General features: G+C 62.2%; 20 protein-coding genes and 1 pseudogene. 8 read left to right on the top strand and 13 right to left on the bottom strand.

All coding sequences use genetic code 11. The features are described from left to right. The 3 genes and pseudogenes from M2497_RS13730 to M2497_RS13720 form a co-directional block, all read left to right on the top strand. Positions 1 to 1,350: an LLM class flavin-dependent oxidoreductase gene (locus tag M2497_RS13730; RefSeq protein WP_248487965.1), complete on the top strand. Its 1,350-nt coding sequence runs from the start codon at positions 1 to 3 to the stop codon at positions 1,348 to 1,350. Next, entirely contained in the window at positions 1,347 to 2,525 is a 1,179-nt protein-coding gene (locus tag M2497_RS13725; protein ID WP_248487964.1) for an acyl-CoA dehydrogenase family protein, read from the top strand. The genes M2497_RS13730 and M2497_RS13725 overlap by 4 nt, the downstream gene beginning before the upstream one ends. 51 nt (positions 2,526 to 2,576) lie before the next feature. Then, positions 2,577 to 2,867: pseudogene (locus M2497_RS13720) on the top strand (NAD(P)-dependent oxidoreductase); the annotation flags it as partial. A gap of 7 nt (positions 2,868 to 2,874) precedes the next feature. On the opposite strand, the gene M2497_RS13715 reads toward M2497_RS13720, so the two are convergent. Genes M2497_RS13715 through M2497_RS13695 form a run of 5 tightly spaced genes read right to left on the bottom strand, consistent with a single transcriptional unit; the run spans position 2,875 to position 9,252 of the window. After that, positions 2,875 to 3,636, bottom strand: coding sequence for an energy transducer TonB (locus tag M2497_RS13715; RefSeq protein ID WP_248487963.1), 762 nt, complete (start codon positions 3,634 to 3,636; stop codon positions 2,875 to 2,877). Continuing rightward, complete coding sequence (gene tolR, locus M2497_RS13710; RefSeq protein ID WP_102593218.1) at positions 3,633 to 4,079, bottom strand: protein TolR; 447 nt, start codon at positions 4,077 to 4,079, stop codon at positions 3,633 to 3,635. Before tolR ends, M2497_RS13715 begins: the two co-directional genes overlap by 4 nt. Positions 4,080 to 4,093: 14 nt before the next feature. Continuing rightward, the gene (tolQ, locus tag M2497_RS13705; protein ID WP_248487962.1) at positions 4,094 to 4,786 is read right to left on the bottom strand and encodes a protein TolQ; all 693 of its coding nucleotides are present in this window, start codon (positions 4,784 to 4,786) and stop codon (positions 4,094 to 4,096) included. A gap of 47 nt (positions 4,787 to 4,833) precedes the next feature. Further along, positions 4,834 to 6,696 (bottom strand): phytase, encoded by a 1,863-nt coding sequence (locus M2497_RS13700; RefSeq protein ID WP_248487961.1) that lies wholly within the window; start codon positions 6,694 to 6,696, stop codon positions 4,834 to 4,836. Between the two features lie 42 nt (positions 6,697 to 6,738). Further along, complete coding sequence (locus M2497_RS13695) at positions 6,739 to 9,252, bottom strand: TonB-dependent receptor (protein ID WP_248487960.1); 2,514 nt, start codon at positions 9,250 to 9,252, stop codon at positions 6,739 to 6,741. Positions 9,253 to 9,668: 416 nt separating this feature from the next. Here M2497_RS13695 and M2497_RS13690 point away from each other — a divergent pair, with 416 nt between their 5' ends. Together M2497_RS13690 and M2497_RS13685 are read left to right on the top strand one after the other, a co-directional pair. Beyond that, complete coding sequence (locus M2497_RS13690) at positions 9,669 to 10,583, top strand: GGDEF domain-containing protein (RefSeq protein ID WP_248487959.1); 915 nt, start codon at positions 9,669 to 9,671, stop codon at positions 10,581 to 10,583. A gap of 1 nt (position 10,584) precedes the next feature. Further along, positions 10,585 to 11,622: an AraC family transcriptional regulator gene (locus tag M2497_RS13685; RefSeq protein ID WP_248487958.1), complete on the top strand. Its 1,038-nt coding sequence runs from the start codon at positions 10,585 to 10,587 to the stop codon at positions 11,620 to 11,622. On the opposite strand, the gene M2497_RS13680 is transcribed toward M2497_RS13685, so the two are convergent. The 5 genes from M2497_RS13680 to M2497_RS13660 all read right to left on the bottom strand — a co-directional run bounded on the left by M2497_RS13680 (position 11,609) and on the right by M2497_RS13660 (position 17,772). Then, positions 11,609 to 12,490 (bottom strand): LysR family transcriptional regulator, encoded by an 882-nt coding sequence (locus M2497_RS13680; protein WP_058425557.1) that lies wholly within the window; start codon positions 12,488 to 12,490, stop codon positions 11,609 to 11,611. The genes M2497_RS13685 and M2497_RS13680 overlap by 14 nt on opposite strands. A 169-nt stretch (positions 12,491 to 12,659) precedes the next feature. Continuing rightward, on the bottom strand, positions 12,660 to 13,277 hold the full coding sequence (gene ycaC, locus M2497_RS13675; RefSeq protein WP_060755310.1) for an isochorismate family cysteine hydrolase YcaC: 618 nt from the start codon (positions 13,275 to 13,277) through the stop codon (positions 12,660 to 12,662). 29 nt (positions 13,278 to 13,306) lie between these two features. Beyond that, positions 13,307 to 15,145 carry an amidohydrolase gene (locus M2497_RS13670; protein ID WP_248487957.1) on the bottom strand — a complete coding sequence of 613 codons (1,839 nt, stop codon included), beginning with the start codon at positions 15,143 to 15,145 and terminating at the stop codon, positions 13,307 to 13,309. After that, positions 15,142 to 15,732 carry an antibiotic biosynthesis monooxygenase gene (locus M2497_RS13665; protein ID WP_248487956.1) on the bottom strand — a complete coding sequence of 197 codons (591 nt, stop codon included), beginning with the start codon at positions 15,730 to 15,732 and terminating at the stop codon, positions 15,142 to 15,144. Before M2497_RS13665 ends, M2497_RS13670 begins: the two co-directional genes overlap by 4 nt. A 487-nt stretch (positions 15,733 to 16,219) precedes the next feature. Then, a protein-coding gene (locus tag M2497_RS13660) for an IS3 family transposase (RefSeq protein ID WP_248487955.1) occupies positions 16,220 to 17,772 on the bottom strand; the annotation gives its coding sequence in 2 pieces (ribosomal slippage) (positions 16,220 to 17,310 and positions 17,310 to 17,772; 1,554 coding nt in all). A 560-nt stretch (positions 17,773 to 18,332) separates the two neighbouring features. On the opposite strand from M2497_RS13660, the gene M2497_RS13655 reads away from it, so the two are divergent. Then, positions 18,333 to 19,583 (top strand): IS256 family transposase, encoded by a 1,251-nt coding sequence (locus tag M2497_RS13655; RefSeq protein ID WP_248481889.1) that lies wholly within the window; start codon positions 18,333 to 18,335, stop codon positions 19,581 to 19,583. Between the two features lie 105 nt (positions 19,584 to 19,688). Here the strand turns inward: M2497_RS13655 and M2497_RS13650 are convergent, their stop codons facing one another. Next, on the bottom strand, positions 19,689 to 20,159 hold the full coding sequence (locus M2497_RS13650) for an Lrp/AsnC family transcriptional regulator (protein WP_248487954.1): 471 nt from the start codon (positions 20,157 to 20,159) through the stop codon (positions 19,689 to 19,691). A 123-nt stretch (positions 20,160 to 20,282) separates the two neighbouring features. On the opposite strand from M2497_RS13650, the gene M2497_RS13645 reads away from it, so the two are divergent. Then, positions 20,283 to 21,518 (top strand): methionine gamma-lyase, encoded by a 1,236-nt coding sequence (locus M2497_RS13645; RefSeq protein WP_248487953.1) that lies wholly within the window; start codon positions 20,283 to 20,285, stop codon positions 21,516 to 21,518. Positions 21,519 to 21,673: 155 nt separating this feature from the next. Continuing rightward, positions 21,674 to 22,345, top strand: coding sequence for a helix-turn-helix transcriptional regulator (locus tag M2497_RS13640; RefSeq protein WP_248487952.1), 672 nt, complete (start codon positions 21,674 to 21,676; stop codon positions 22,343 to 22,345). A gap of 131 nt (positions 22,346 to 22,476) precedes the next feature. Here the strand turns inward: M2497_RS13640 and M2497_RS13635 are convergent, their stop codons facing one another. Together M2497_RS13635 and macA are read right to left on the bottom strand one after the other, a co-directional pair. After that, positions 22,477 to 24,435, bottom strand: a complete 1,959-nt coding sequence (locus tag M2497_RS13635) for a MacB family efflux pump subunit (RefSeq protein ID WP_248487951.1) — start codon at positions 24,433 to 24,435, stop codon at positions 22,477 to 22,479. A gap of 3 nt (positions 24,436 to 24,438) precedes the next feature. Next, positions 24,439 to 25,590: a macrolide transporter subunit MacA gene (gene macA / locus M2497_RS13630; protein ID WP_248487950.1), complete on the bottom strand. Its 1,152-nt coding sequence runs from the start codon at positions 25,588 to 25,590 to the stop codon at positions 24,439 to 24,441. Positions 25,591 to 25,922: the final 332 nt, after the last annotated feature.

Genomic DNA, 25,922 nt, shown 5'->3' with positions numbered 1-25,922 from the left:
ATGAGCAAGCCACGTCATTTGAAACTGGGAGCCATGGTCCATGGCGTCGGTCACGGCTGGGGCGAATGGCGCCACCCGCAGGCCCAACCGAATGCCAGCACCAGCTTCGGCTTCTACAAACAACAGACTGAATTGGCCGAAGCCGCCAAGTTCGACTTCGTGTTCATCGCCGACAGCCTGCATATCCACGCCAAATCCAGCCCGCACTACCTCAACCGTTTCGAGCCGTTGACCATTCTGTCGGCCCTCGCCGCAATCACCACCCATATCGGCCTCGTCGCCACGGTGACCGTCAGCTACACCGAGCCCTATCAGGTAGCGCGCCAGTTCGCGTCCCTGGACCATATCAGTGGCGGTCGCGCCGGTTGGAACGTGGTCACCTCATGGCTCAGCGGCACCGCCGACAACTTCAGCAAAGCCGAGCACCCACCCCACGCCGTGCGTTATCGCATCGCCAAGGAGCACGTAAGCACCGTGCAGGGCCTGTGGGATTCATGGGAAGACGACGCCTTTACCTACAACAAACAGTCCGGCGAGTTTTTTGCCCCGGGCAAGCTGCATGCACTCAACCACAAGGGTGATTTCTTCTCGGTCAAAGGCCCGCTGAACATCGCGCGTTCGCGCCAGGGCCAGCCGGTGATTTTCCAGGCCGGCACCTCGGAGGACGGGCGCAACTTCGCGGCGCAGAACGCCGATGCGATCTTTGTGCACGTGGACAGCATCGAGGAGGGCCTGGCGTATACCCAAGACCTGAAACGCCGCGCCAAAGGCTTTGGCCGCGACCCGCAAAACCTGTCGATCCTGCCGGGCATCCGCCCGATTGTCGGCCGCGATGAAGCTGAAGTGGAAAGTCGCTACCAGCAGGCCGTGGAGCTGGTCACCGTGGAAGATGCCATCGTCGCCCTCGGTCGCCCGTTCAACGACCACGATTTCAGCCAATACCCGCTCGACGCGCCGTTCCCGGAACTGGGGGACCTGGGGTCCAACAGCCAGAAAGGCGGCTCCGACCGCATCAAGCAACTGGCCAGGGACGAAGGCCTGACCCTGCGCGAAGTGGCCCTGCGTTTCTCGCGACCCAAGCGCGATTTCGTCGGCACCCCGGAACAGGTCGCCGACGCGATCCAGACCTGGTTCGAGCACGGCGCCAGTGACGGTTTCATCATCAACTCGGTGCTGCCGGATGGCTTGCAGTACTTCACCGAACTGGTGGTGCCGGTGTTGCAACAGCGCGGCCTGTTCCGCAGCGAATACAGCGGCCAGACCCTGCGTGACAACCTCGGCCTGGACGTGCCGGTGAACCGCTACAGCGTCGCCGCCGAGATTGAAGAGCAGCAAGAGGCGCTGGCATGAGCCCATCCTCGCAGCCCTCCTTGCGCTCCGTGGAAGTCGCCCAGTTCGACGCCCTGCTCGAACGTCTCACCACCGAGCTCGCCAGTACCGCGCAAGTCTACGACGAGAGCGGCGCTTTCCCTCACGCCAACTTCAAGTTGCTGCACGAACACGGCCTGCTCGCCCTCACCGTGCCCAAGGCGCTGGGCGGCGGCGGGGCCAGCCTGTCCCAGGCACGCAAGGCGATCAGTGCGATTGCCAAGGGCGAGCCGTCCACCGCACTGATCCTGGTGATGCAGTACCTGCAACACACCCGCCTGCAAGACAGCAAGACCTGGCCCGCGCACCTGCGCAGGCAAGTGGCCGAAGACGCGGTGCGCAACGGCGCATTGATCAACGCCCTGCGCGTCGAGCCCGACCTCGGCACCCCGGCCCGTGGCGGGCTGCCGGCGACCACCGCCGTGCGCACTGCCGAGGGCTGGCGCATCAGCGGACGCAAGATCTACTCCACCGGCAGCCACGGCCTGAGCTGGTTCAGCGTGTGGGGCCGCAGTGACGACGCCGACCCGCTGGTGGGCGCCTGGCTGGTGCCCAAGGACAGCCCCGGCGTGAGTATCATCGACACCTGGGACCACCTGGGCATGCGCGCCACCTGTAGCCATGAAGTGGTGCTCGACAACGTGCTGGTGCCGCTGGACCACGCCGTCAGCGTCAGCCCGTGGAGTGCGCCGTCGCCAGAATTGGACCCCGAGGGTTTCCTGTGGATGTCGGTGCTGCTGTCGTCGGTGTATGACGCCGTGGCCCAGGCCGCCCGGGACTGGCTGGTGAACTGGCTGGAGGAGCGCCAACCGTCCAATCTCGGTGCGGCGCTGTCGACCCTGCCGCGTTTCCAGGAAACCGTCGGCCATATCGACACCCTGCTGTTTGCCAATCGCAGCCTGCTCGACGCTGCTGCCGAAGGCCACACCCCGGCCGCCAACGCCGCGCAATTGAAGTACCTGGTAACCAACAACGCGATCCGTGCCGTGGAGCTGGCCATCGAGGCCTCGGGCAACCCGGGCCTGTCGCGCCATAGCCCGCTGCAACGGCACTACCGCGACGTGCTGTGCAGCCGCGTACATACCCCGCAGAACGACGCGGTATTACAAGGTGTCGGCAAGGCCGCCTTCGCCCAACGCCACAAGGAGCGCACATGAGCCAGGTGATTATCGCCAGCCAGCTGGACGAAGATTACAACGAGGTGCTCCGCCAGCGCCTGGCCGGGTTTGCACCTGATCAGCATCGCACGCGGTGGCTTGCTGGATCAGGAAGCATTGCTGGAGGCGCTGGACAATGGGCAGGTTGGCTTGGCGTCGCTGGATGTGACCGAGCCGGAGCCGCTGCCGGACGGGCATGCGTTGTACACCCGTCCGCGGGTTAGGCTGTCGCCGCATACCTCGGCAATTTCCACCCAGAGCAAGGAGGAAATTGCCGATACGTTCCTGGCGAACCTGCAGCGGTATGTTGCCAGTGTTGAGCTGTACAACCGTGCCAATTGATCGCCGGCTACTGGATGCGGTAGTGGAAGGTATTGCGCACCGCCGGAACCGGCACCGCCTTGCCATCGACGATCCTGGGCTGGTAGCGGAAGGTATTCGCCGCCGCCAGTGAAGGCCGCATGAACAGCGGGTGGCAGCCGTCCAGCACCCTGGGGTTTTCCACGCGGCCCTGGGTGTTGACGGTGTATTCCACCGAACAATCGCCTTCGATGTGCTTGTCCAGGGCGCGCTCGGGGTAGTCCGGCGCCTCCTTGCTCAAGGGCTGGTACTGGCGGCTGTCGAACGCCGGCGCCGCAGCGGGTGTTGCAGCTCTTGCTGTTTCAGCGACCTGGCGCTGCTGGTCAGCACGCTGTTGTGCCTGCTCACGGTTGCGCTGTTCAGTGGCCAACCGTTGCTGTTGCTGCTCCCGCTGCTTTTCCTCGACGCGCTTGCGCGCCAAGGCGGCCTGTTCGAGTTTGCGCGCCTGGATCTGCGGATCGACCGTGGGCTTCACCGGTACGGGAACCGCGACCGGTTCCGGGGGCGTGACAGCCACCGGTTCAGGTGCGGGAGCCGGCGCAGGTGCAGCCGGCAGCATCACCAACTGGGTATGCATCACCCTGGGGGCTTCCACCGGCGGTTTTTCCGTCGACCAGCCAAGCATCAGCGCAGCCAGCACGCCCACATGCAGCGCCACCGCCAGGCTGGCCGCCAAGCTGTTTCGCCAGAACCCGGAAGGCCCCCGGGAAGGCATCGTCAGCGTCGGACTGTGCATGATCATCGCCGTCATTGCGGGGCCTCGGTCACCAGCCCCAGGTTGCTCACCCCGCCCTTCTGCAACACCGCCATGGCCGCGACCACACGGCCATAACCGGCGTTATCGTCGGCGCGGATGTACACCTGGGTGTCGCTGCGCGCCGCCACCACCTGCATGACCTTGGCGCCCATTTCGTCGAGGGTCACGGCGCTGTCGGTCTGGTGTTGGGTGTCGAGTTCACCGCCGAGGTTCCAGTAGTAGCCACCATCGGCCTTCACCGACAGCGTGAGGATCTGCTGGCGGGTGTCGGTGGCCAGTGCCTCGGCGGCGACCTTGGGCAACTCGATCTTCACGCCCTGAGTGAGCATCGGCGCGGTAACCATGAAGATCACCAGCAGCACCAGCATCACGTCGATATAGGGCACCACGTTCATCTCGGCCTTGGGCCCGTGCTTGCGTTGCGGCCTTGCTAACATGAGATCGCTCCTGTTCAGGCGGCCACGGCCAGGTGGCTCGACGTGCCGCGCAGCGTGCGGTGCAGGCGTACTTGCAGCTCATTGCCGAAGGCGTAGTAACGGGTGAGCAAGGTCTGGCCGCGTGCCGCGAAGCGGTTGTAGGCGATCACCGCCGGAATGGCCGCGAACAGGCCGATGGCCGTGGCGATCAGCGCTTCGGCGATGCCCGGCGCCACGGTGGACAAGGTGGCCTGTTGCACCTGGGACAGGCCGATGAACGAATTCATGATGCCCCATACGGTGCCGAACAGGCCGATGTAGGGGCTGACCGAACCCACCGTTGCGAGGAATTGCAGGCCCTTTTCCAACTCGATTTCCTGCTCGGTGATCGCCACCTGCAAGGCGCGCTCTACACCTTCCAGCACCGCTGGATCATGGCTGTGCAGGTGCTGGTACTCCTGGACCCCGGCAATGAAGATCGGCGCAATACCGCCCTCGCCTGCCTGCACGGTGTCGCGGTACAGGGGTTGCAAGTCGGGCGCGGCACGAAAGCGCTGCACAAAGCCATTCAACTGGCGCTCCAGGCGCCGCAGCACACTGGCGCGCTGGATGATCAGGTACCAACTGAGTAAGGAGGCCAGCAGCAAGGTGACCATCACCGCCTTGACCAACAGGCTGGCGTCGCTGATCAAGCCCCAGATCGTCATATGTTCCATCGTCGCGTGCATGGTGAAGCTCCTATTCGATAAAAAAGTGATGACCGGGTGATGACGGCTCAGGGCAATTTCAGCGCGCGGGTCACCTCGGCCCACGGCACGAACTTGAAGTTCTGGGTCTGCTCGGGCATGCGCTTGCGCCCGTCCTGCACCACCAGCATGCCTTGGCTCCACGGCCCGCCAAGGTTGAGGGCGGTGACTTCCAGGCCATCGGTTTCCGAAGCCCCGTCGATCCCGGCCGCCGCATTCAGGCCGACGCGGAAGGCACCGTGGCTGGCGAACGGCGGCTCGGCATCCAGCACCAGGTAGCTGTCATTGCCCTGGCTGGAGATCACCAGGTAGTCACGCTGGTTGCTCTGGTACAACGCCAGGCCCTCGACATCCGCGTGCAACTGCGGGCCGACCTTGATCACGCTGGTAAGCGTGGCCGGCTGGTCGGCGCGGGCATCCACTGCCCACACACCGACGTCTTCTTCACCGATAAACAGGCGCTGGCGCTGGTCATCGGCCACGCAACCCTCGGGCTGGCTGTCGACCTTGAACTGGCGCACCAACTCGCCCTGCACCCGCCCATCCGGCGCGCTGAGGCGGTATTGCAGGAAGGAGCCGTCCTTGCCGTTGGCGATCGCGTAGAGCTCGCCACTGGCGGGCTGGAACAGGCAGATGCCGTAGATCTCCTTGAGCGGTGTCGGCACTTCACCGGCTTCGCGCAGTTCGCCGCTCTGGCGGTCAATGCTGAACAGGCTCAGGCTGTTGTGATCGCGATTGCTCGCCACGGCCAGGTCGACAGTCTGCGCGCCGAGCTTGAAGTTGGGGCGTACGTCGACGTTGTTGAGACGGCCCACCGCCAGTTCCTGCAACAGCTTGCCGTCAAGGTCGTAGGCCAGCAGGCCCTGCTTCTTGTTGGTGCCGAGCACGCGGCTTTTTTCCGGTTGCGCGGGGTGAATCCAGATCGCCGGGTCGTCCGCCGCATCGCCCTGGCGACCGACCGGGTCGGTCTGGCGCACCGCAGCGACTTCCGGCACCACCGGTTCGGTCGTCACGGGTTTGGCTTTCCAGTTGAGCGTGCCCTGGTAAAGCCTGCCGGTGTCGTCGTCGCGCACCAGCAGTTGCTGGCCGTTGACGCTGAGTTGTTCCGGTTCCTTGAGGCCTGGCAGCGTCAGGCTCGATTGCTCGACCCAACGCGTGCCGGTGTGCTGGAACAGGTGCACCTGGGCCGTCTTCGGATCGAGGGCGACCATCCCGCCCGGCACGAGCGCCATGGCGCCCGCTTCACGCTTGGGGTTGTCGAACAGCGCTACCGGCGTGCGCTCGACCTCGGCTTCCGGGTGCGCCGGGTAGGCCCACCAGCCGACGTTTGCTTCATTCACCACCAGCTGTTGGGTTGTGTCATCCACCTGGCAGAACTGCGCCGACGGCGGCAACGGCAAACCGCGTACACGCTGGGGGTCGCCGAGCAGCGTCGAGCCGTTGCCCACCAGCCACTGCTCACCCTTGCCCTCTTCGCCCACCAGGAACACAAACAGGTTGGCGGCGCCGTCACGGAACAGGCACAGGCCGTTTACCGGGTAGTCACGGGTGGGCAGGTACAGCGGTTTGCCAAAGGTTTTGGCGGACGCGTCGAGGTTGATCAGCATGGCTTGCTGGCGGTCGTTGTCGAGGCTGGCGAGCAGTACCTGGGAGCCGGCAGCGCGGGTGTCGAGGCTGCTGAAGTTGCCGTTGAAGCGGGCGAGTTCGGTGCCTTTGGCGTCGAGCAGTTGCAGGCCGTTGCGGGTACTGGCGGTAAGGCGTTCGGTGCTGCTCAGCACGGCAATGGCCTCGGCATTGAGGCTGGGTGCCCAAAGGGTCAGGACCAGGTCCGTGGCCATTGCCGGTGCACAGAGGGTCAAGGCCATTAGCAGGTACAGCTTGGAAATCTTCATGTACGGGTCAATCCGTCAAAAACAATGGAATCGAGGTGTGGGTTAGAAGTGGGTGAAGGTCAGGCCCAGCTTGTAGGTCGGGCCGTACTCTTCATATTGGCCGTTGTAGCTGCGGTGGCCGGTGTAGACGAAGTACGACTCATCGGTGAGGTTCTGCGCTTCGAAGCTGACTTGCAGGTTCTTGGTCAGCGAGTAGCGCGCGCTGAAGTCGACAAACGTCTGCGCGTCCACATGCAGGTCGTGGGCCTTGTCGTTGATCGAGGCCAATTCGTAGAGGTAGGCCGATTTGTAGTTGGCCGACAGGCGCAAGCTGAGCGTGTCGTCTTCCCAACCGAGCATCAGGTTGCCGACGGTGTCGGACTGGTTGGGCAGGCTGATGTTGCGCTTGCGGTTCGTGCCACTGGCACTGTCGAAACCTTCGATGTCGGCGCTGGAGCGGCTGAACGTGCTATTGGCACCGATCAGCAGGCCGTTCCACGGCGCGGGCAGCCAGTCGAATTTCTGTGAGTAGGCCAGTTCCAGGCCGTAGAGCTTGGCGCTGTCGCCGTTGGCGTAGGTGTGGGCCTCGGCGAAGTTGGTCCAGGCGCCGGTGCCGGCCAGGTCAGTGTTGTAGACGAAATTCTTGATGTCCTTGTAGAACACGAACGCCGAGACGGTGCCGGCGCGGCCCATGAAGTGTTCGATGCCCAGGTCCAGGTTGCTCGACTCCAGGGGCTTGAGGTCCGGGTTGCCGAAGGTGGCTTCGTCATCGTCGATCACGAAGCCCGGCGCCAACTGGCCAAAGGTCGGGCGCACCACGGACTTGGTCCAGGCCGCGCGCACCTGGGTGTTCTTGTCGATCTGGTAGCGCGCATGCAGGCCCGGCAGCCAATGGTGATAGCGACGCTGGGTGTCGGTCGGGGTGAACACGCCATCGGTGGCGCCGGTGCCCTTGGCTTCGAACTCAGTGCCTTCGTAACGCAGCCCGGCGATGAAGCGCCAGTCGTCAATATCGACAGTGTTCATCAGGTAGCCAGCGTTGATGTCCTCGCGAATGGTGAAGTCGTTGACCCGCGATTCGGTCTCGTCATAGAAGTCCGCCGGGTTGAGGCTGCCGATCAGCTGCTTGATCGCGCTGGGGCTGATGCCGGGGCCGTAATTGCCCAGGCGGTAGTCGACGTTGCCCTTCTGGAACTGGGTGAGGTTGAGCTGGTCGGCAGTGAAGCCGAGGGTGTCGAAGTCTTTGTAGACCCAGGCTTCCAGATCGTTGTCCTTGTTGCGGCGGCTGACCTTGCCGCCGAATTTGACCTGGGACGCATAGCCGCTCAGGTCGTAGTCGCGGGCCAGGTCCAGGCGCAGGTTTTTCTCGGTGTCCTGGGTGTTCTGTTTTTCCCAGTCGACTTTGTCGAGGCTGAAGTTACGCGCGTCGTAGAAGCCGCTGCCGATGATCGGGCGTGGCTTGCCCTTGTCATGGAAACCGCTGTTGGCAAAGTCGCCGCCGTCGAAGGTGGCACCGGCGATGTGTGCCGGGCTGTCTTCGCTGGATTGGCTGTAGCCGGCCTGGCCGCTCAGGGTCCACAGGCCGAGCATGCGTTCGCCGCCGAACACGTAGGACTGGATTTGCTGGGTCTCTTCGCGGTTCTTCAGCTTGCGCTTGCCCTCGGCATCGCCCAGCTGGCCGGGGGCCTGCGGGTCGGCGAATTCGAGACTGGTGGAGTTGCGGGTTTCGGTGTCTTTGTAGCGGCTGTAGAGGGTGCGCAGGTAGTAGCTGCTGAGGTCGTCGGGCTTGTAGTCGAAGTTCAGGCCGCCACCGGCACGTTCGCGGCTGATGTCGTAGTCACGCTGTTCGAACTCGTTGAGTCGAGCACCGTCGGTGAAGTCCCAGGCGCCACCGGTCTCGACGTTGTCCGAGCCGAAGTCGCGCTTCTGCCAGCTCAGTGCAGCGGCCACGCCGAAATTGTCGATGCCGTCGCCAAGACTGAAACGGTTGCTGGCCGCGCCGGAGAATTTGGGGCTGGTCTGATGGGTGTTCTTGTCGTAACTGGCTTCGGTGCTGCCGGTGTAGAACAGGCCCTTGTGGTCGAACGCCGACAGGCTTTGCACATCCACCGTGCCGCCGAGGGAGTTGGCGTCCATGTCCGGGGTGAGGGTCTTGATCACCGACAGCGACTGCACCAGCTCCGCGGGCAGCACATCGAGGGCCACCGCGCGGCGAGCGCTCTCCGGGGCGGGTACCAGGGTGCCGTTGATGGTCACGCTGTTGAGGTCCGGGCCCAGGCCACGCACGCTGACGAAGCGCCCTTCGCCCTGGTCGCGCTCCACGCTGATGCCCGGCAGGCGCTGCGCCGCTTCGGCGACGTTTTCATCCGGCAACTGGGCCACGCCGTCGGCATGTACCACGCTCTTGATGCTGTCCGAATTGCGTTGCTCCTTGAGCGCCTGGTCGATGGCCGCTGCCTGGCCGACCACTTCGACGTGCTCGGCGTTGGCCACTTCGGCCGCGTTGAGTCGCTCGCTGGCAATCGCCAGGGCCAAGGCAGTAAGCGTGAAGCTGACGAGCCCGGTGCGCTTGTACATGCAATCCTCCCCAAGAGTCCGTTGGCGCCAGGCAAGAGGCCCGGCAACTGGGAGGGCACGCTAGGGGTGGGGGATGACCGTTCTGTGACAGCGAGTGGCGGGGAGCCCCGTAAACCGGGGGCTTGAGCAGGATCTTGAGTTGGAATGAGCTGAAATGACCTGTGAAGATCAACTGTGGGAGGGGGCTTGCTGTGGTGAGCGGGCTTGCCCCGCGCTGGTCTGCGAAGCAGACCCACCGGATCATCAGTGAACCTGTCGGGGGACAAGCCCCCTCACCACAGCAAGCCCCCTCCCACATTCTTTGACCTTTGTTGTCGGTGAGATGAGCTGATTCGACCCTCCCCCACCGTCACGCAACCGTCACATGCATCTGCTGTGCTGGCGCCCATCGCTTATTTGCCCAAGGACTCGCGGCCATGTTTTCCGTGCTCAAACCCCACCGCTGGAAACTCTCCCTGCTGCTGATCGCCGCAAACCTGGGGCTGATCCTGCACCTGGCCTGCGGCGAGTTGAAAAGCGTCAGCGAATGGGTGTGGCTGGATATCTTCGGCGAAGGCGGTTCCGCCCTGCTCGCCCTGGTCTGGCTGGGGCTGGTGCTGAAAAGCCGACCGGCCGGGCGCGTGACCAACTACCTGGCGCTGGGCCTGTCATGCATCTTCTTCTCGTGGTGGATCGACAGCCTCGACGAATTCATCCGCCTGCCCGACAGCATTACCTGGGACCACTGGCTGGAGTCCGGGCCGATGCCGGTGGGCATGATCCTGCTGACCATTGGTATCTACCACTGGCACCGCGAACAACTGGCGATCAGCGCACAGATGGAGAAACGCGAGCGACTGTTCCGCGAGCATCGGCTGTTCGACAAACTCACGCCGCTGGCCGGCGCCGACTACCTCAAGCGCCAGCTGGCCGAGAGCCTGCAAGACAGCCAGGCCCAGCAGCAACCGCTGTCGCTGCTGGCGCTGGACCTGGACAACTTCGCGGCCATCAACCAGGCCTACGGGCATGCCGAAGGCGATGCGGTGCTGCAGGCCCTCAGCCATTTGCTGTTGCTCAACCTGCGCCGCCAGGATCTGCTGTGCCGCCTGGCCGGCGACCGTTTTGTGGTACTGCTGCCCAACACCGGTGAGCGCCAGGCCAAGGAACTGGCGCTGGAGTTGCAGCAGGCAGTGCGCGGCCTTGCACACAAGACCCGACTGCACGGTGAGCGCCTGCAACTGGCGGCGACCACCGCCGTGGTCATGGCCCTGGACGAGCCGCCCCAGGACTTGCTCAAGCGCCTCAACCTGGCCCTGGCCAGGGCCAAGCAACCTCTGGCGAAAAGCGCCTGAGATGGCCGTGAAAACCAGCTGGTATGAAGCCGACAGCCGCTTCATACCAGGGCACTACCAACCCGCCACGCTGATCGACCTGGCCTTGTCCCGGGACATCGACAGCCATCGCCTGCTGCGCGGCACGGGACTGTTTCACGAGGACATCCTGGCCGGCACGGCGCGGTTGAGCCCGCAGCAGTTTTTCGGGTTGATCGGCAACAGTCGCAAATTGCTTGACGCCGACGACAGCAGTTTTCTGTTCGGCCAGCGGCTCTTGCCCGGCTACTACGGCGCGGCCAGCCATGCCCTGGGGCATGCGCAGAACCTGCACCAGGCCCTGGAGATCCTGATCCAGCAACAGGTGCTGCTCAGCCCACTGGCCACCCTGCAACTGGAGTTGGATGCGCACCACGCCTACCTGTACTGGCGAGACAGTTGCGGCGCCGGCGAGCATTGGCGGTTTTTACTGGAAGCCAGCATGACCTCGCTGGTCGCCATGAGCCAATGGCTCAGCGGCGAGCGCCTGCCGTGGGCGTGCAGTTTCAGTCATGCCGAGCCGCGTTACGTCGAGCAGTATTGGGTGCATCTGGACGAAGAGACGCGCTTCGAACGGCCGCTGGACATGCTGAGCATCCCCCGCGAATACCTCACCCGCGCCTGGCCAGGTGCCTCGGCCACCGCCGGCCAGGTGGCACGCCAGCAAGCCCGTGTGCAGATCGAACAACTGGGTTTCTCCAGCAGTTTTCTCGACTGCCTCTACGACTATCTGCACGAACAGGTACGCCAACCGCCCAGCCTGGAACAGGCCGCGCAGGCCTTCGCCATGAGCCCGGCGACCCTCAAGCGCAAGTTGCACAAGCATGACACCGGCTTTCAGCAGCAGGTGGACCGCGTGCGCAAGCAGGTGGCGTTGCACCTGTATCAGGTCAAGGGCTATAGCAATGATGAAGTGGCGGCGTACCTGAACTTCAACGATGCGGCGAACTTTCGCCGTTCGTTCAAGCGCTGGACCGGCAGTACGCCCAACCTGATCCGCCAGCTCTTCAACAGCCGCTAGCCAGGCGTTCGCGCAGGAACTCCACCAGCGCCTGCACCGGTCGCGAGCTTTGCCGGTGCTGCGGGTACACTGCCGACAGCGTCAGGTCTTCGGGGGCGAATTCATCCAGCACCGTGACCAGGCGGCCGTCCTTCAATGCCTCGCCGACGATAAAGGTCGGCAGGTAGGTTACGCCCAGACCGGCGATGGCGGTATCGCGCAGCAAGTCGCCGTTGTTCACCCGCATGCGCCCGCTCACGCTCAGCGCCTGCAACTTGCCCTTGAAGCGCCACTGCACCTGGCGGCCGTGGCCGTAGGGCAGGCAATCGTGGTCGGCAAGGTCATCGGGTTTTTGCGGTGTACCACGCAAGGCCAGGTAGTCGGGGCTGGCGCAGTACACCCGGGGAATGCTGGCGATACGCCGGGCGATCAGGGTGGAATCTTCCAGGGTACCGATGCGCAAAACCAGGTCGTAGCCTTCACCGATCAGGTCCACGGGACGGTCGCTCAAGTCGACCTCCACCGCCACCTGGGGATGGCGCTGCAGGAAAAGCGGTAACAGGCAGCCCAGATGGGCCATGGCAAACGACAACGGTGCGCTGAGGCGAATGGTGCCGCGTGGTTCGCTGTTCTGGCCAGCGATGCCCTGCTCCACTTGCTCGACTTCACTGAGCAGGCGCAAGGCGGATTCGTAGTAACTCTGGCCGAGTGGCGTGACATCCAGCCGGCGGGTGGAGCGGTTGAGCAGGCGTACGCCGAGGCGGTCTTCCAGCTGGATCAGGCGGCGGCTGACGAACTGCTTGGACAGGCCCAGCTGTTCGGCGGCGGCGGTGAAGCTGCCGGATTCCATGACCTGGCAGAACAGGCGCATGTCTTCGAAGGGGTTCATTGTCGCTTCTCGGTGGACATTTCTCGGATTTATAGCCTGTTAGTGGTTACACCACAAAACAAATTGTGGGAGGGGGCTTGCCCCCGATAGCAGTGTGTCAGTCAAAGGAATTGAGACTGACACACTGCTATCGGGGGCAAGCCCCCTCCCACATTGATGACCGACAGGGTTATTTGGCAGTGAACGCCGAGTAGCTGTTCATCAGGTTGCGGTAGTTGGGGATGCGTGGCGACAGCAGGTTGGCCAGGCCTTCCATGTCGTTGCGCCAGTCGCGCTGCAGTTCGCAGGCCACGGCGAACCAGTTCACCAGTTGGGCGCCGGCGGCAGTCATGCGCGCCCAGGCGGCTTGTTGTACGGTTTCGTTGAAGGTGCCGGAGGCGTCGGTGACCACGAACACTTCAAAGCCTTCTTCCAGCGCGCACAGGGTCGGGAACGCGACGCACACATCTGTCACCACACCGGCAATGATGATCTGCTTGCGGCCGGTGGCCTTGACCGCCTTGACGAAGTCTTCGTTGTCCCAGGCGTTGATCTGGCCAGGACGGGCGATATACGGCGCGTCCGGGAACAGTTCCTTGAGTTCCGGAACCAGCGGGCCGTTGGGGCCGCTTTCGAAACTGGTGGTGAGGATGGTTGGCAACTTGAAGAACTTCGCCACATCGGCCAGGGCCAACACGTTGTTCTTGAATTCGTTGGGGGAGAAATCCTGCACCAGGGAAATCAGGCCAGTCTGGTGGTCGACCAACAGTACAACGGCGTCATCTTTGTTCAAACGAGGGCTAGCCATGGTTCAACTCCTTACGGGGGTATGGGTAATCAAAATGCAAAACACGAGCAGCCGAACGCACCCCAGAAACCCTGGAAGTCGCTGACCGGCACGCTGGAATGGCGGGCTTTTTCGTGGCTGTGGGCATGCACGCCGCACGGGCCGCTGCACTGGTGCACCTGCGCCTGCAACGGCGAGCCTGGGCGCCAGTGCCCTGGCACCTTGACCACCGGCGACCAGTCCGGCAGCACCGGCACGCGCGGGGGGGCGAAATCTTCGAAGTCGCCGGCGCCGTAGACCACCTTGCCGCCGACCACGGTGAGGACCGACTCGATCCACTTGATGGCTTCTTCATCGACACTAAAGAAGTCCGCCGACAGCGCCGCCACGTCCGCCAACTGCCCGACCTTGATCTGGCCCTTCTTGCCCTGCTCGGACGAGAACCAGGCGCTGCCGTGGGTGAACAGTTCCAGCGCGGTCAGGCGTGGCAAGCCTTCGGCATGCAGTTCCAGGCCACCGACGGTGCGGCCGCTGACCATCCAGTACAGCGAGGTCCACGGGTTGTAGCTCGACACCCGCGTTGCATCGGTGCCCGCGCCGACCGGCACGCCTTCGGCGAGCATGCGCTTGATCGGCGGCGTGGCTTCGGCGGCCTTGGCGCCGTAGCGCTCGACAAAATATTCGCCCTGGAACGCCATGCGGTCCTGGATCGCAATACCGCCACCGAGGGCACGCACACGCTCGATGTTCTGCGGGGTGATGGTTTCGGCGTGGTCGAAAAACCACGGCAGGCCGTTGAACGGGATGTCGCGATTGACCTTCTCGAACACGTCGAGCATGCGCGAGATGGACTCGTTATAGGTGGCGTGCAAACGGAACGGCCAGCGCTGTTCAACCAGGTGGCGCACCACCGGTTCCAGCTCCTGCTCCATGGTCAACGGCAGGTCGGGACGCGGTTCAAGGAAGTCTTCGAAGTCGGCGGCCGAGAACACCAGCATCTCGCCGGCGCCGTTGTGACGCAGGTAATCGTCGCCCTGGTGCAGGGTGACGCTGCCGGTCCAGTTCTTGAAGTCGCTGAGTTCTTCCTTGGGCTTCTGGGTGAACAGGTTGTAGGCGATGCGCACCGTCAACTGTTGGTCCTTGGCCAGTTGCTCGATCACCGCATAGTCATCGGGGTAGTTCTGGAAACCGCCGCCGGCGTCGATGGCACTGGTGAGGCCCAGGCGGTTGAGTTCACGCATGAACTGGCGGGTCGAGTTGACCTGGTACTCCAACGGCAGTTTCGGGCCTTTGGCCAGGGTCGAATACAGAATCATCGCGTTCGGCCGCGCCACCAGCATGCCGGTGGGGTTGCCGTTGCTGTCCCGCACAATCTCGCCGCCCGGCGGGTTAGGCGTGTCCTTGGTGTAGCCGGCCACACGCAGCGCTGCGCGGTTGAGCAAAGCGCGGTCGTACAGGTGCAGCACGAACACCGGGGTGTCCGGCGCGGCCTGGTTGAGTTCGTCCAGGGTCGGCATGCGTTTTTCGGCGAACTGGAATTCGTTCCAACCCCCTACCACGCGTACCCATTGCGGAGTCGGGGTGCGGTCGGCCTGGTCCTTGAGCATGCGCAGGGCATCGGCCAGGGACGGCACGCCCTCCCAGCGCAGTTCGAGGTTGTAGTTCAAGCCGCCCCGGATCAGGTGCAGGTGCGAGTCGTTGAGGCCGGGGATGACGGTGCGGCCCTTGAGGTCGATGACCTGGGTGCCACTGCCGCGCAGGGCCATGGCTTCACCGTCGGTACCCACGGCGACAAACCGCCCCTCGCGGATGGCGACAGCCGTGGCGCGCGGGTTTTCACGGTCCACGGTGTGGAACTGGCCATTGAACAGAATCAGATCGGCGTTCATAGGGTTTCCTTTACAGAGGCTTCAAGCCAGGGAGCGAACAGGCGGGTGGCCGCCGGCATCAGCAGGTAGACCACCAGCACGACAATGGTCACAGTCACCAGGAACGTGGCGACCACGTAGTTGGAGAGAAACGGGTGCAGGCGCAGCACCGGGCCCCACACGATCGGCACCAGCAGGGTCAGCGGCAGGATCACGCACAGGGTGACCACCGCCTGCTTCCAGCGCGGCGGCTTGGCGGCGTTCGGGGTTTCGGGGTTGAACCAGAATTCGTTGACCGCGCCGATTTCGGTGTTGTCACCGTCGGCGAGCATGGGCGCGGCTTCGGCGATCAGGGTTTTGCGTTCGGGGGAGTCGAGCCAGGTTTCCAGGTCTTCGGTGGAGCGGTAGCGCAATACACAGGTGAACAGCGCCAGGTTGCCTTGTTTTCCGCGTACCACGTCGACACCGAGGTGGCCGGGGCGGTCGCCGGCGATGCGGACGATGCGGCGCAGCCAGGCTTCGTAGTCGGCCTCCAGGCCGGGTTTGATGAGGTGTTTGACCACCAGGGTGACGACTTCGTCGGGGCCTGGTTTTGTGGTTGGGTCCATGGGTGTCCCTCTGCCTTGAAGATTCAGCGATGAGGGAGTTTGAGGGGGGATGGGGTGGGGAAAATTGGATGTACGTGCTGTTTGGGGGGGGTTGGGTTGGATTGGGGACATATCCGTTATTTAGGTAACGGCTACTTAGGGTTCCGCTCTTACAGCGGCTCACTTTTGAAAAGCCGGAATGCCGGCCCAGTCAAAAGTAAGCAAAACGCTCTTGCCCCAACACTCGGCACCTCGCCTAGGCTCGGTGTGCCCGTAATCCGACAGTGATTTGGGGGGCCGCCGCCACGCGCCATCCATGGCGCGGGGCGGCTAAACCGGCATCCCTACCGGTTTACCCCCCAAATCCCTGCCGAATTCCGGCCAGCGTGTTTGACGGGGCGCCTAAGATCAAAATCAAAAGCAGATCAAGAGCCAGAGCCAGAGCCAGAGCCAGAGCCAGAGCAAACCACCGGCGTTTTTCAAGGTAGTTGTCGTGTCTCCCGTCTTGCTAGGCGACCTTCACGACAACTGTCAGCTCCCTTTCAGGATTGAGGTACACCGTCCCGATAGGGTCCCAGTTGCGTGTCTCGCCTGACCACCTTTCAGGCCTTTTTTCTCTCGCTTGCCCATAGATTGCCGCCCTCCGGGCCAAGATTTCCCGGTCTTTTCCCTCGTGGCGCTGGGCGGGTGTCACGAAGCGGATTCGGCTATGACGATGCTCGGTGTTGTACCAGGCCATAAAATTCCTGACCCAGATACGCGCGTCATCCAGGCTGCCAAATCCATCCTGCGGCCACTGCGGGCAGTACTTCAGCGTTCTAAACAGCGACTCCGAGTAAGGATTATCGTTGCTTACCCGGGGTCTTCCTCTCGATGGCGTGATACCCAGGTCGTACATCTTGGTCAGTAACGTCACCGATTTCATCGGTGCGCCATTGTCCGAGTGAAGCACCAGCGGCTGACGCCAGCACTTCTCTCTAGTGACACTTCGTTGCAGTAGGACAGCGGCTTTTTCACCGTTTTCTGCTTCGTAAACTTCCCAGCCCACAGCCTTTCGGCTGTAGATATCTTCGATCAAATAGAGGTAGTAAAACTTCCCACGAACTGGCGACGGCAGGTACGTGATATCCCAAGACCACACCTGATTGGCGGCTGTCGCCGCGTAGGTGGTGGGTGCTTCATGGCGATGCGGGCGTTTGGCGCGGGAACGATGATGCTGCTGATCTGCCGCACGCAGCACTCGGTAAAAGGTTGCCTCCGATGCCATGTAACGTCCCTCGTCAGCGAGCCGTGGCACGATCTGGCTCGGTGGCAGATGTGCGTAGGCCTTGCTGTTGCACAAGGCCAGGATGGCTTGGCGCTCAACATCAGTCAGAGCATTATTCGGCACTGGCCTCACCGTCGTGGTGCGCCCATCTGCCAACAACGCTTCGGGCAGGATCCAGCGTTGTAGCGTGCGTAGCGAAATACCGACTTCTAGACACGCAGGCGCCCTGCGGGCGCCCGCAGTGATGGCTTCGGTGAGCCAGTCGACGAGAAGATGCCGTTCTGGCAACAAGGTCAATTGTCCTCGTCGTCGCTCCCCCAGTAGGCATTGAGCTTTTTTCGCAGCACCAGCAATGCGACTGTTTCAGCCAGCGCTGCATCCTTTCGGCGCAGCTCACGCTCCAGCTCCCGAATCCGGTTCTTATCCTCCTTGGTCTCACCAGCGATTCCTTTTTTCAGCGCTGAGTGATTAGTGCTGTTGGCAATGAAAGCTTTGCGCCAGCCGTCAATTTGCTCAGGGAAAATACCGTTGCGACGGCAATACTCACTCAGCTCCAGCTCCGACAAAGCTGATGATTCGATGACTGCCATGAGCTTGGATTCGGCAGACCAACTTTCAGGCGACTGCTTGTTTTCGGACAACTGAGAACCTCTGGCAGCAGCTTGCTTACGCCAATAATGAAGAGACATGTCGCTACAACCTTCACGGCGCGCGACCTCCGACGCTGACAGGCTCAGGGGCGGAAGCATCATTTTCAACAGCGCAGCTTTGCGTTCTTCTGAATAGAAAGGCATGACCTTACTCTTGCCGCCCCCGGAATACTTTTAAAAAGCGGAGGACACGACAACTACCCTGACACCGGGGGCCACCCTTCAACTGATACATGAAGATCAAACTGTGGGAGGGGGCTTGCCCCCGATGGCGGTGTGTCAGCCAACTCATCAGTGACGACCCACTGCCATCGGGGGCAAGCCCCCTCCCACACTTTGACCGAGTACCGGCCATACAATCCGGTCGGCTCTAAGGCCGCCGCGCTCTTGCTTTTGATCTGGGGCGCCCCGTCAAACACGCTGGCCGAACGCAGGCTTGAATCCGTGGGTAACCCGGCAGGACGCCGGGTTAGCCGTCCTGGGCCAGGGATGGCCCATGACGGCGGCCCACGGATTCAAGCCGGAGTGAGGGCACACCGAGCCTAGGCGAGGTGCCGAGTGTTGGGGCGAGGACCTTTTGCTTACTTTTGGCTGGGCCGGCATTCCGGTCCTTCCAAAAGTGAGCCGCCGTAAGGGCGGAACCCTAAGTAGCGGGGGTGTCAGTAATTTTGTGTTCGGGCATAACATGAGTAAGAGGTGCATGTATGCCAACCAAAAAGAAACCCGCGTTGCGAGAGCTGCCGAAAATCCCGAAAGAGCTTCTCGAGCAATTCACCGATGGTCCGATGACCGCTGAAGCCATCGAGGACGCGTCTGCGGCGTTCAAGAAGGCTTTGATCGAGCGAGCGCTGAGTGCTGAGCTCGGTCATCACCTGGGCTATCCGCCGGGCGCACAGCGCCCAGAGGATGAAACCAACCAGCGCAATGGCAAGAGCGGCAAGACGGTTCTCACCGGCGATGGCCCGCTCCGACTGGATATTCCACGTGATCGGGACGGCAGTTTTTCCCCTATCCTGATTCCCAAGCACGAGCGCCGCTACACCGGGTTCGATGACAAGATCATTGCCATGTATGCCCGTGGAATGACGGTCAGAGAGATCCGGGCGTTTCTTTCCGAGCAGTACGGTACTGATGTTTCTCCGGACTTCATCAGCTCTGTGACCGACGAGGTCATGGCAGAGATCGGTGCATGGCAACAGCGGCCTTTGGAGCCGATGTATCCGGTTATTTTCTTCGATGCTCTACGGGTCAAAATCCGCGAAGAGGGGCTGGTTCGCAACAAGGCGATCTACTTGGCCCTGGGTGTTTTGCCTGACGGAACACGCGATATTCTCGGCATCTGGATAGAAAATACCGAGGGCGCCAAGTTCTGGATGAAGGTTTTCAACGACCTCAAGACACGCGGCGTCGAAGACGTGTTGATTGCTGTGACCGATGGCCTCAAAGGCATGCCAGAAGCGCTCAACGCCGTGTTTCCAGACACGACACTGCAAACATGCATTGTTCATCTGATCCGCAACAGCCTTGATTACGCGGCTTGGGACAAGCGTCGCGAACTGGCCAAGGCGCTTAAGCCGATCTATCAGGCGGTGACCGCCGAAGCGGCCGAGCAGGCGCTGGATGCGTTTGAAAGTGGGCCATGGGGCAAGCAATATCCGACGGTAGTGGCTGCCTGGCGTCGCGCTTGGGATCGTGTGGTCCCATTTTTCGTGTTCCCGCCGGCGATCCGAAAAGTGATCTACACGACCAACGCCATCGAGAGCATCAACGCTCAGTTGCGCAAGATCATCAAGACGCGCGGCCACTTCCCGACCGACGATGCGGCGACAAAACTGATCTGGCTTGGACTGCGCAATATCACCGCCAACTGGGGCTCAGCGGCCCATGATTGGAAAAGTGCGATGAATCAATTTGCGATTCTTTACGGAGATCGATTTATCAGGCCTACCTGGTAAAAGCAGGGCCTGCCTGACGGCAGGCCGTTACCGGCCCGCACACAAAATATCTGACAGTCCCTAAGTAGCCGTTACCGAAGAAACGGATATGTACACACCACCCAATCACCCCGGCACCGGAATCACCCGCAACCCCCTCACCGACTTATAGGAAAAACTCGAATAAATCTCCTTGACGCAAGGCAACGTCTGCAACACCTCCCGCGCAAACTCCCCAAACGACTCCAGATCCCTCGCCACCACTTCCAACAAAAAATCATACCGCCCCGACACGTTATGACACGCCACAATCTCGGGAATCTCCAACAGCCGCTGCTCGAATGCCCGGGCAATGTCCTGGGTGTGACTCTCCATCATGATGCTGACAAACGCCGTCACCCCATACCCCAGCGCCTTGGGCGAGAGAATCGCCTGGTACCCACTGATCACCCCGCTCTCCTCCAGGTTGCGCACCCGGCGCCAACACGGGGAGGTCGTCAGGGAAACGCGGTCGGCCAATTCAGCCACGGTGAGCCGAGCATTACCTTGCAACGCGTTTAAAAGCGCTTTATCGGTGCGATCCAGACTGACAGGCATAACGTGCCTCTATTCGTTATTTTTATGAGGTTTTCATCCCAGGACGCGGGAATTAGCAGCAAATATCGCAAAATTCATCTGTGGTTATGAGCATAGCATTGTAGGAAATAAGGAGCGTGCGACATGAACAATAAACACAATGCATTCGGCTTTTCCACCCGCGCCATCCACCACGGCTACGACCCCAAGGACCACCACGGCGCGCTCGTCCCGCCGATTTACCTGTCTGCCACCTTTGCCTTCCCCACCGCCGAATACGGCGCCGCCTGTTTTGCAGGGGAAGCCAGCGGCCACTTCTATACGCGCATTTCCAACCCGACCCTGGCACTGCTGGAGTCACGCATGGCGACCCTGGAAAACGGTGAGGCGGCGGTGGCGTTCAGTTCCGGCATGGGGGCGATTGCCGCAACGTTCTGGACCCTGCTGCGCCCCGGCGACGAGGTGATCGTCAGCCAGACGCTGTACGGTTGCACCTTCGCCCTGCTGCACCACGGCATCGGCGAGTTCGGCATCAAGGTGCGGCATGTCGACCTCACTGACCTGGCGGCCCTGCAAGCCGCACTCAGCCCCGCGACCCGCATGATCTACTGCGAAACCCCGGCCAACCCCAACCTGCAACTGGTGGATATCGCCGCCGTCGCCGCCCTCGCCCACCAGCAACCCGACATCACCGTAGTGGTCGACAACACCTACTGCACGCCCTACCTGCAACGCCCCCTGGAACTCGGCGCCGATGTGGTGGTGCATTCGGCGACCAAATACCTGAGCGGCCACGGCGATATCACTGCGGGCATTGCCGTGAGCAGCCAGGCGCTGGCCCAGCGCATTCGCCTGCAAGGCCTCAAGGACCTGACCGGCGCCGTCATGTCGCCCCAGGATGCCTCGCTGTTGATGCGCGGCCTCAAGACCCTGGCCCTGCGCATGGACCGCCATTGCAGCAACGCCCAGGCGGTGGCCGAGGCCTTGCAGGCACACCCCGCCGTGGAGCGCGTGACTTACCCGGGGCTGCGTTCTTTTCCACAATACGAACTGGCGACACGGCAGATGAAAATGCCCGGCGGCATGATCGCCTTCGAACTCAAGGGCGGAATCGAAACCGGCCGGCGCTTCATGAATGCCCTCAAGCTGTTTACCCGTGCCGTCAGCCTGGGCGACGCCGAGTCACTGGCCCAGCACCCGGCAAGCATGACCCACTCCACCTACACCCCGGAGCAACGCGCCCGGCACGGTATCAGCGAAGGGCTGGTGCGGTTGTCGGTGGGCCTTGAGGACGTCGCCGACCTGCTGGCCGATGTGCAGCAGGCACTGGCCAAATGCACGCGCACGCCGCAACACAAGTCCAAACTCGTGAGTGTCTAATCCATTTTTTTTAGATTGGATCCCCTTCCCGCCGCCAGGCTGTACTAGCATAGGTTCCGGCGGGAAGGATTATCACCGCAGGTTATTCGCATTGGCATGCCTCTTAATACCCGTCGCTATAAGGCCGAATACCTGCACGCCTCATGGACGAATTGATGAACTCACAGCTGTTTCCCCATATTGGCAAGGTCATCGCCAGCACCGGCAGCCGCCATTTTCCGCGCATGCTGCATGACCTGATCCTCACCCAACTGGCCGTGGACGCCACCCATATCAGGCAATTGCAGCTGAGTGCCGAAGGGCAGGTCCGGCGCAAGATCAGCCCGGTCTACACCGACTCGGTAGAAGCCTTGGGCGAAGAGCAACCTGCGGCACAATTGCACCTCACCCGCCGCCGCGACGACGTGCGCTATGTGTTGTCGGTGTATCGCTCACACCAGTCCGAAAATTTCTCGCCGCAGGAGCGCAGCATGCTGCAGGACTTCTCCACCCTGCTGTTGCCCATGGTCGAAAAACACATCGCCGCGATCCAGCCGTGCCGCCAGGACAGCGAGCCGGTGACCCCGGAAAACCAGGGCCTCGAAACCCTGCGCCGGCGCATCGAGGAACGCCTGGTGCAATCGGGGCTGACCCTCTCCAACCGTGAGCTCGAAGTGTGCGTCGGCCTGCTGGCCGGGCGCACGGCGCCGGAGTTGGCGGAGCAATTGGCGTTGAAGGTCAACACCATCGAGAGTTACCTGAAACGCGCGGCGATCAAGTTGGGGATCAGCGGGCGGCATTCGTTGTTGCGGTGGATGTATGCCACCGAGGACACGGCTGGTTTTTAAGACGACACCGGTCTGAATGTGGGAGGGGGCTTGCCCCCGATGGCGGTGGGTCAGCAATATAAATTGTGGCTGATACACAGCAATCGGGGGCAAGCCCCCTCCCACATTGGGTTCTCATTGGCAAGCAGGCCTCAATCCCTTGCCAAGGCCTCGATCGGGTCCAGCCGCGCCGCATTCCGCGCCGGCACAAAGCCGAACACGATGCCGATCAATGTCGAACAGGCAAACGCGGTGATGACCGAGCCCAGGGAAAACACCATCTCCCATTCCTTCACAAACAACGAAAACAGAAAGCCCAGGGCATAGGACAGCGAGATCCCGATCAGCCCGCCGATCAAACACACCATCACCGCCTCCACCAGGAACTGCTGGCGAATGTCCGATTGCCGGGCGCCCACCGCCATGCGAATACCGATCTCACGGGTGCGCTCGGTCACCGACACCAGCATGATGTTCATCACCCCGATACCGCCCACCAGCAGTGAAATCACCGCGATCAACGACAGCAACAGTGCCAGGGAGCGGCTGGTTTTCTGCACCGTCTGCATGATGCTGTCGAGGTTGTTGGTGAAGAAATCCTTGGTGCCGTGGCGTTGCAGCATCAGCTTGTTGACGTTGTCTTCGACCACCTTGCTCGGTTGGCCGTCCTTGATGCGCACAGTAATGCTGTCCAGATGACGTTGCCCCAACAAACGCCCCGCCGCCGTTTCATAGGGCACCCACACGTTCAGCGCCTTGCTGGCGGCGAACATGTTTTTGTTGTCGGCCGTCACGCCGATCACCGTGCACGGCAGATTACCCACCAGGATCACCTGGCCCAACGGGTCGACGTTCGGCCCGAACAGACGATGGCGGGTGTTGTGGTCGATCACCACCACCTGGGCCTGGCGGCGTGCATCGCTTTCGCTGAAGGCGATACCCGCTTCGAGCTTCAGCCCCTTGACCTTGAAATAGCGGTCACTCACGCCATTGACCTGCGCGTCCAGGTCGATATTGCCAAAGCGCAGCAACAGGTTGCGGCCCACCACCGGCGTGGCGCTGTCGACGTAATACAACTGGTTCAACGCGTCGACATCCGAGGGCATCAACGTCTCGATGGCCGAGGCGCGGCTGTCGCCGAAACTGGTGCCGGAAAAGATATCGATGGTGTTGCTGCCGATGGCCTGGATGTCCTTGAGCACATAACGCTTGGCGCCTTCGCCGATGGCCGAGATCGACACCACCGAGGTGATGCCGATGACGATACCGAGCATGGTCAGCAAGGTGCGCATGCGATGGGACACCAGCGCGACCCAGGCCATGTTGAAGGCTTCCTTGAACAGCCCCAGGCTCGCCACCAGACGCCGGGCGCCGCTGCGCTTGGGCTCGATGGGGGTTTCGCTGGGCAGCTCCAGGCCGACACTGGCGTTGGCCTTGTCGCTGACTATCTCGCCATCGCACACCTCGACAATGCGCTGGGCGTTCGCCGCGACCTTGGGGTCGTGCGTCACGATAATCACTGTATGCCCGGCGGCGTGCAGTTCAGCGAGGATACGCATGACCTCCTTGCCGCTGTGGGTGTCGAGGGCGCCGGTGGGTTCGTCGGCGAGGATCACTTCACCGCCGTTCATCAACGCCCGGGCAATACTCACCCGCTGCTGCTGCCCGCCCGACAGCTGACTGGGACGGTGGCTGGTGTGGCCCGCCAGCCCCAGGCGCGCCAGCAGCTCGCGCGCACGGCTATGGCGCGCGGTTTCCGATGTGCCGGCGTAGATCGCCGGCATCTCCACGTTATGCAAAGCGCTCAAGTGCGCCAGCAAGTGATAGCGCTGGAAGATAAAGCCGAAGTAGTCACGGCGCAGTTCGGCCAACTGCTCGTCCCCCAGCGAGCGGGTCTCGATGCCATTGATCTTGTAGCTGCCGGCCGTGGCGTAATCCAGGCCGCCGAGGATGTTCATCAGGGTCGATTTACCCGAGCCCGAGGCACCGATGATCGCAACCATTTCCCCAGCGTGAATCGTCAGGTCGATGCCCTTGAGCGCAATGAACTCACGCTCGCCGGCCATGAAACTGCGGGTGATGCCCTTGAGTTCCAACAGTGGCTGGGTCATCCGTCAGTTCCCCGCCACAGCCGGCGTGGCATCGCCGATCACCACTTTGTCACCTTCGGCCAGGCCGTCGAGGATCTGCACCTTGACGTTGTTGTTGATCCCGGTCTTTACATCCCGCGACATCGCCTTGCCCTTGGCATCCAGCACCCGCAGCGGGTAGCTGCCGTCATTGTTGCGCGCACCGAGCGCCGCCACCGGCACCATCAACGCGGCCTGGGCGGTATCGAGCACGATACGCACCTGGGCGGTCATGGCGATACGCAGGCGGTGATCGGGGTTGGGCACGTCGAACAGCGCGTTATAGAACACTGCGGTGTTCTGCTTTGGCGTGCCGGCGGTCTGGGTTTCCAGGAAGTTCTGCGGCGCCGGCTCGGTGCCGCGCAGCTTGGCGTAGTAACGCTTGTCGGCTTCACCGAGGATGGTGAAGTACACCTGCTGGCCGGGGCTGATGTGAATCACATCCGCCTCGGAGACCTGGGCCTTGACGGTCATGGTGTCCAGGTCCGCCAGCTTGAGCAGCACCGGCGCCAGCTGGCTGGCGATCACGGTCTGGCCTTCCTGGGTGACGATGCCCACCACATCGCCGTCGATGGGCGCGACGATGCGGGTGTAGGCCAGGTTGACCTTGGCAGTGTCGATCTGGATGTGGGCGCTTTTGATCTGCGCATCCAGGGACAGCAGGTTGGCCTGTTGCACCTGGAAGTTGGACTCGGCGTCTTCAAAATCCTGGCGTGAAACCGACTCGTCGATCTGCAGGCCTTTGTAGCGCTCGTACACGGACTTGGCCTGCTTGAGCTGGGCCGCCGTGGCGCGGCGTTGGGCCTGGAGGTTTTCTTCGTCGACTTGGGCTTTGCGCAGGGTGTTTTGCAGGACCAGTGGGTCGATTTCGGCGAGCCATTGGCCCTTTTTCACTTTGTCGCCGACCTTGACCTTGAGGGACTTCAATTGGCCGGAGACCTGGGCGCCTACGTCGACCTGTTTGATGCCTTCGAGCAGGCCGGTGGCCAGGACGGCGTTTTCGATGTCACCGCGTTCGGCGGTGGCGGTGAGGTATTGGGGGGCGTCGGCGGGGGCCTGGACCGTGTAGATGATCAGGCCGATGGCGACTGTGATGACTGTGAGCATTCCTAGTTTGCGTAACTTTGACTTTTCCATGGGTGGCCTTTGATCGAGTACATATCCGTTATTTAGGTAACGGCCGCTTATGGTTCCGCCCTTACGGCGGCTCACTTTTGAAAAGCGCAAAAGTAAGCAAAACGCTCTTGCCCAAACACTCGGGCTCGGTGTGCCCGAACGAAGGTCAGCGTGGTTTTACGGGGCGTCTGGGATCAAACGCCAGATCACCAGCAGATCAAAAGCAGGCTGATATCTACCTGATGTATGGAGATAAAACTGTGGGAGGGGGCTTGCCCCCGATTGCAGTGGGACAGCCACAGATGCATCAACTGACACACCGTCATCGGGGGCAAGCCCCCTCCCACACTCGA

Origin of the sequence: Pseudomonas sp. CYM-20-01 (assembly GCF_023169845.1) — a bacterium.
Lineage (GTDB): Bacteria > Pseudomonadota > Gammaproteobacteria > Pseudomonadales > Pseudomonadaceae > Aquipseudomonas > Aquipseudomonas azotoformans.
The sequence above is the reverse complement of the archived record's forward strand: the minus strand, read 5'-3'. Positions and strand labels throughout refer to the sequence as shown.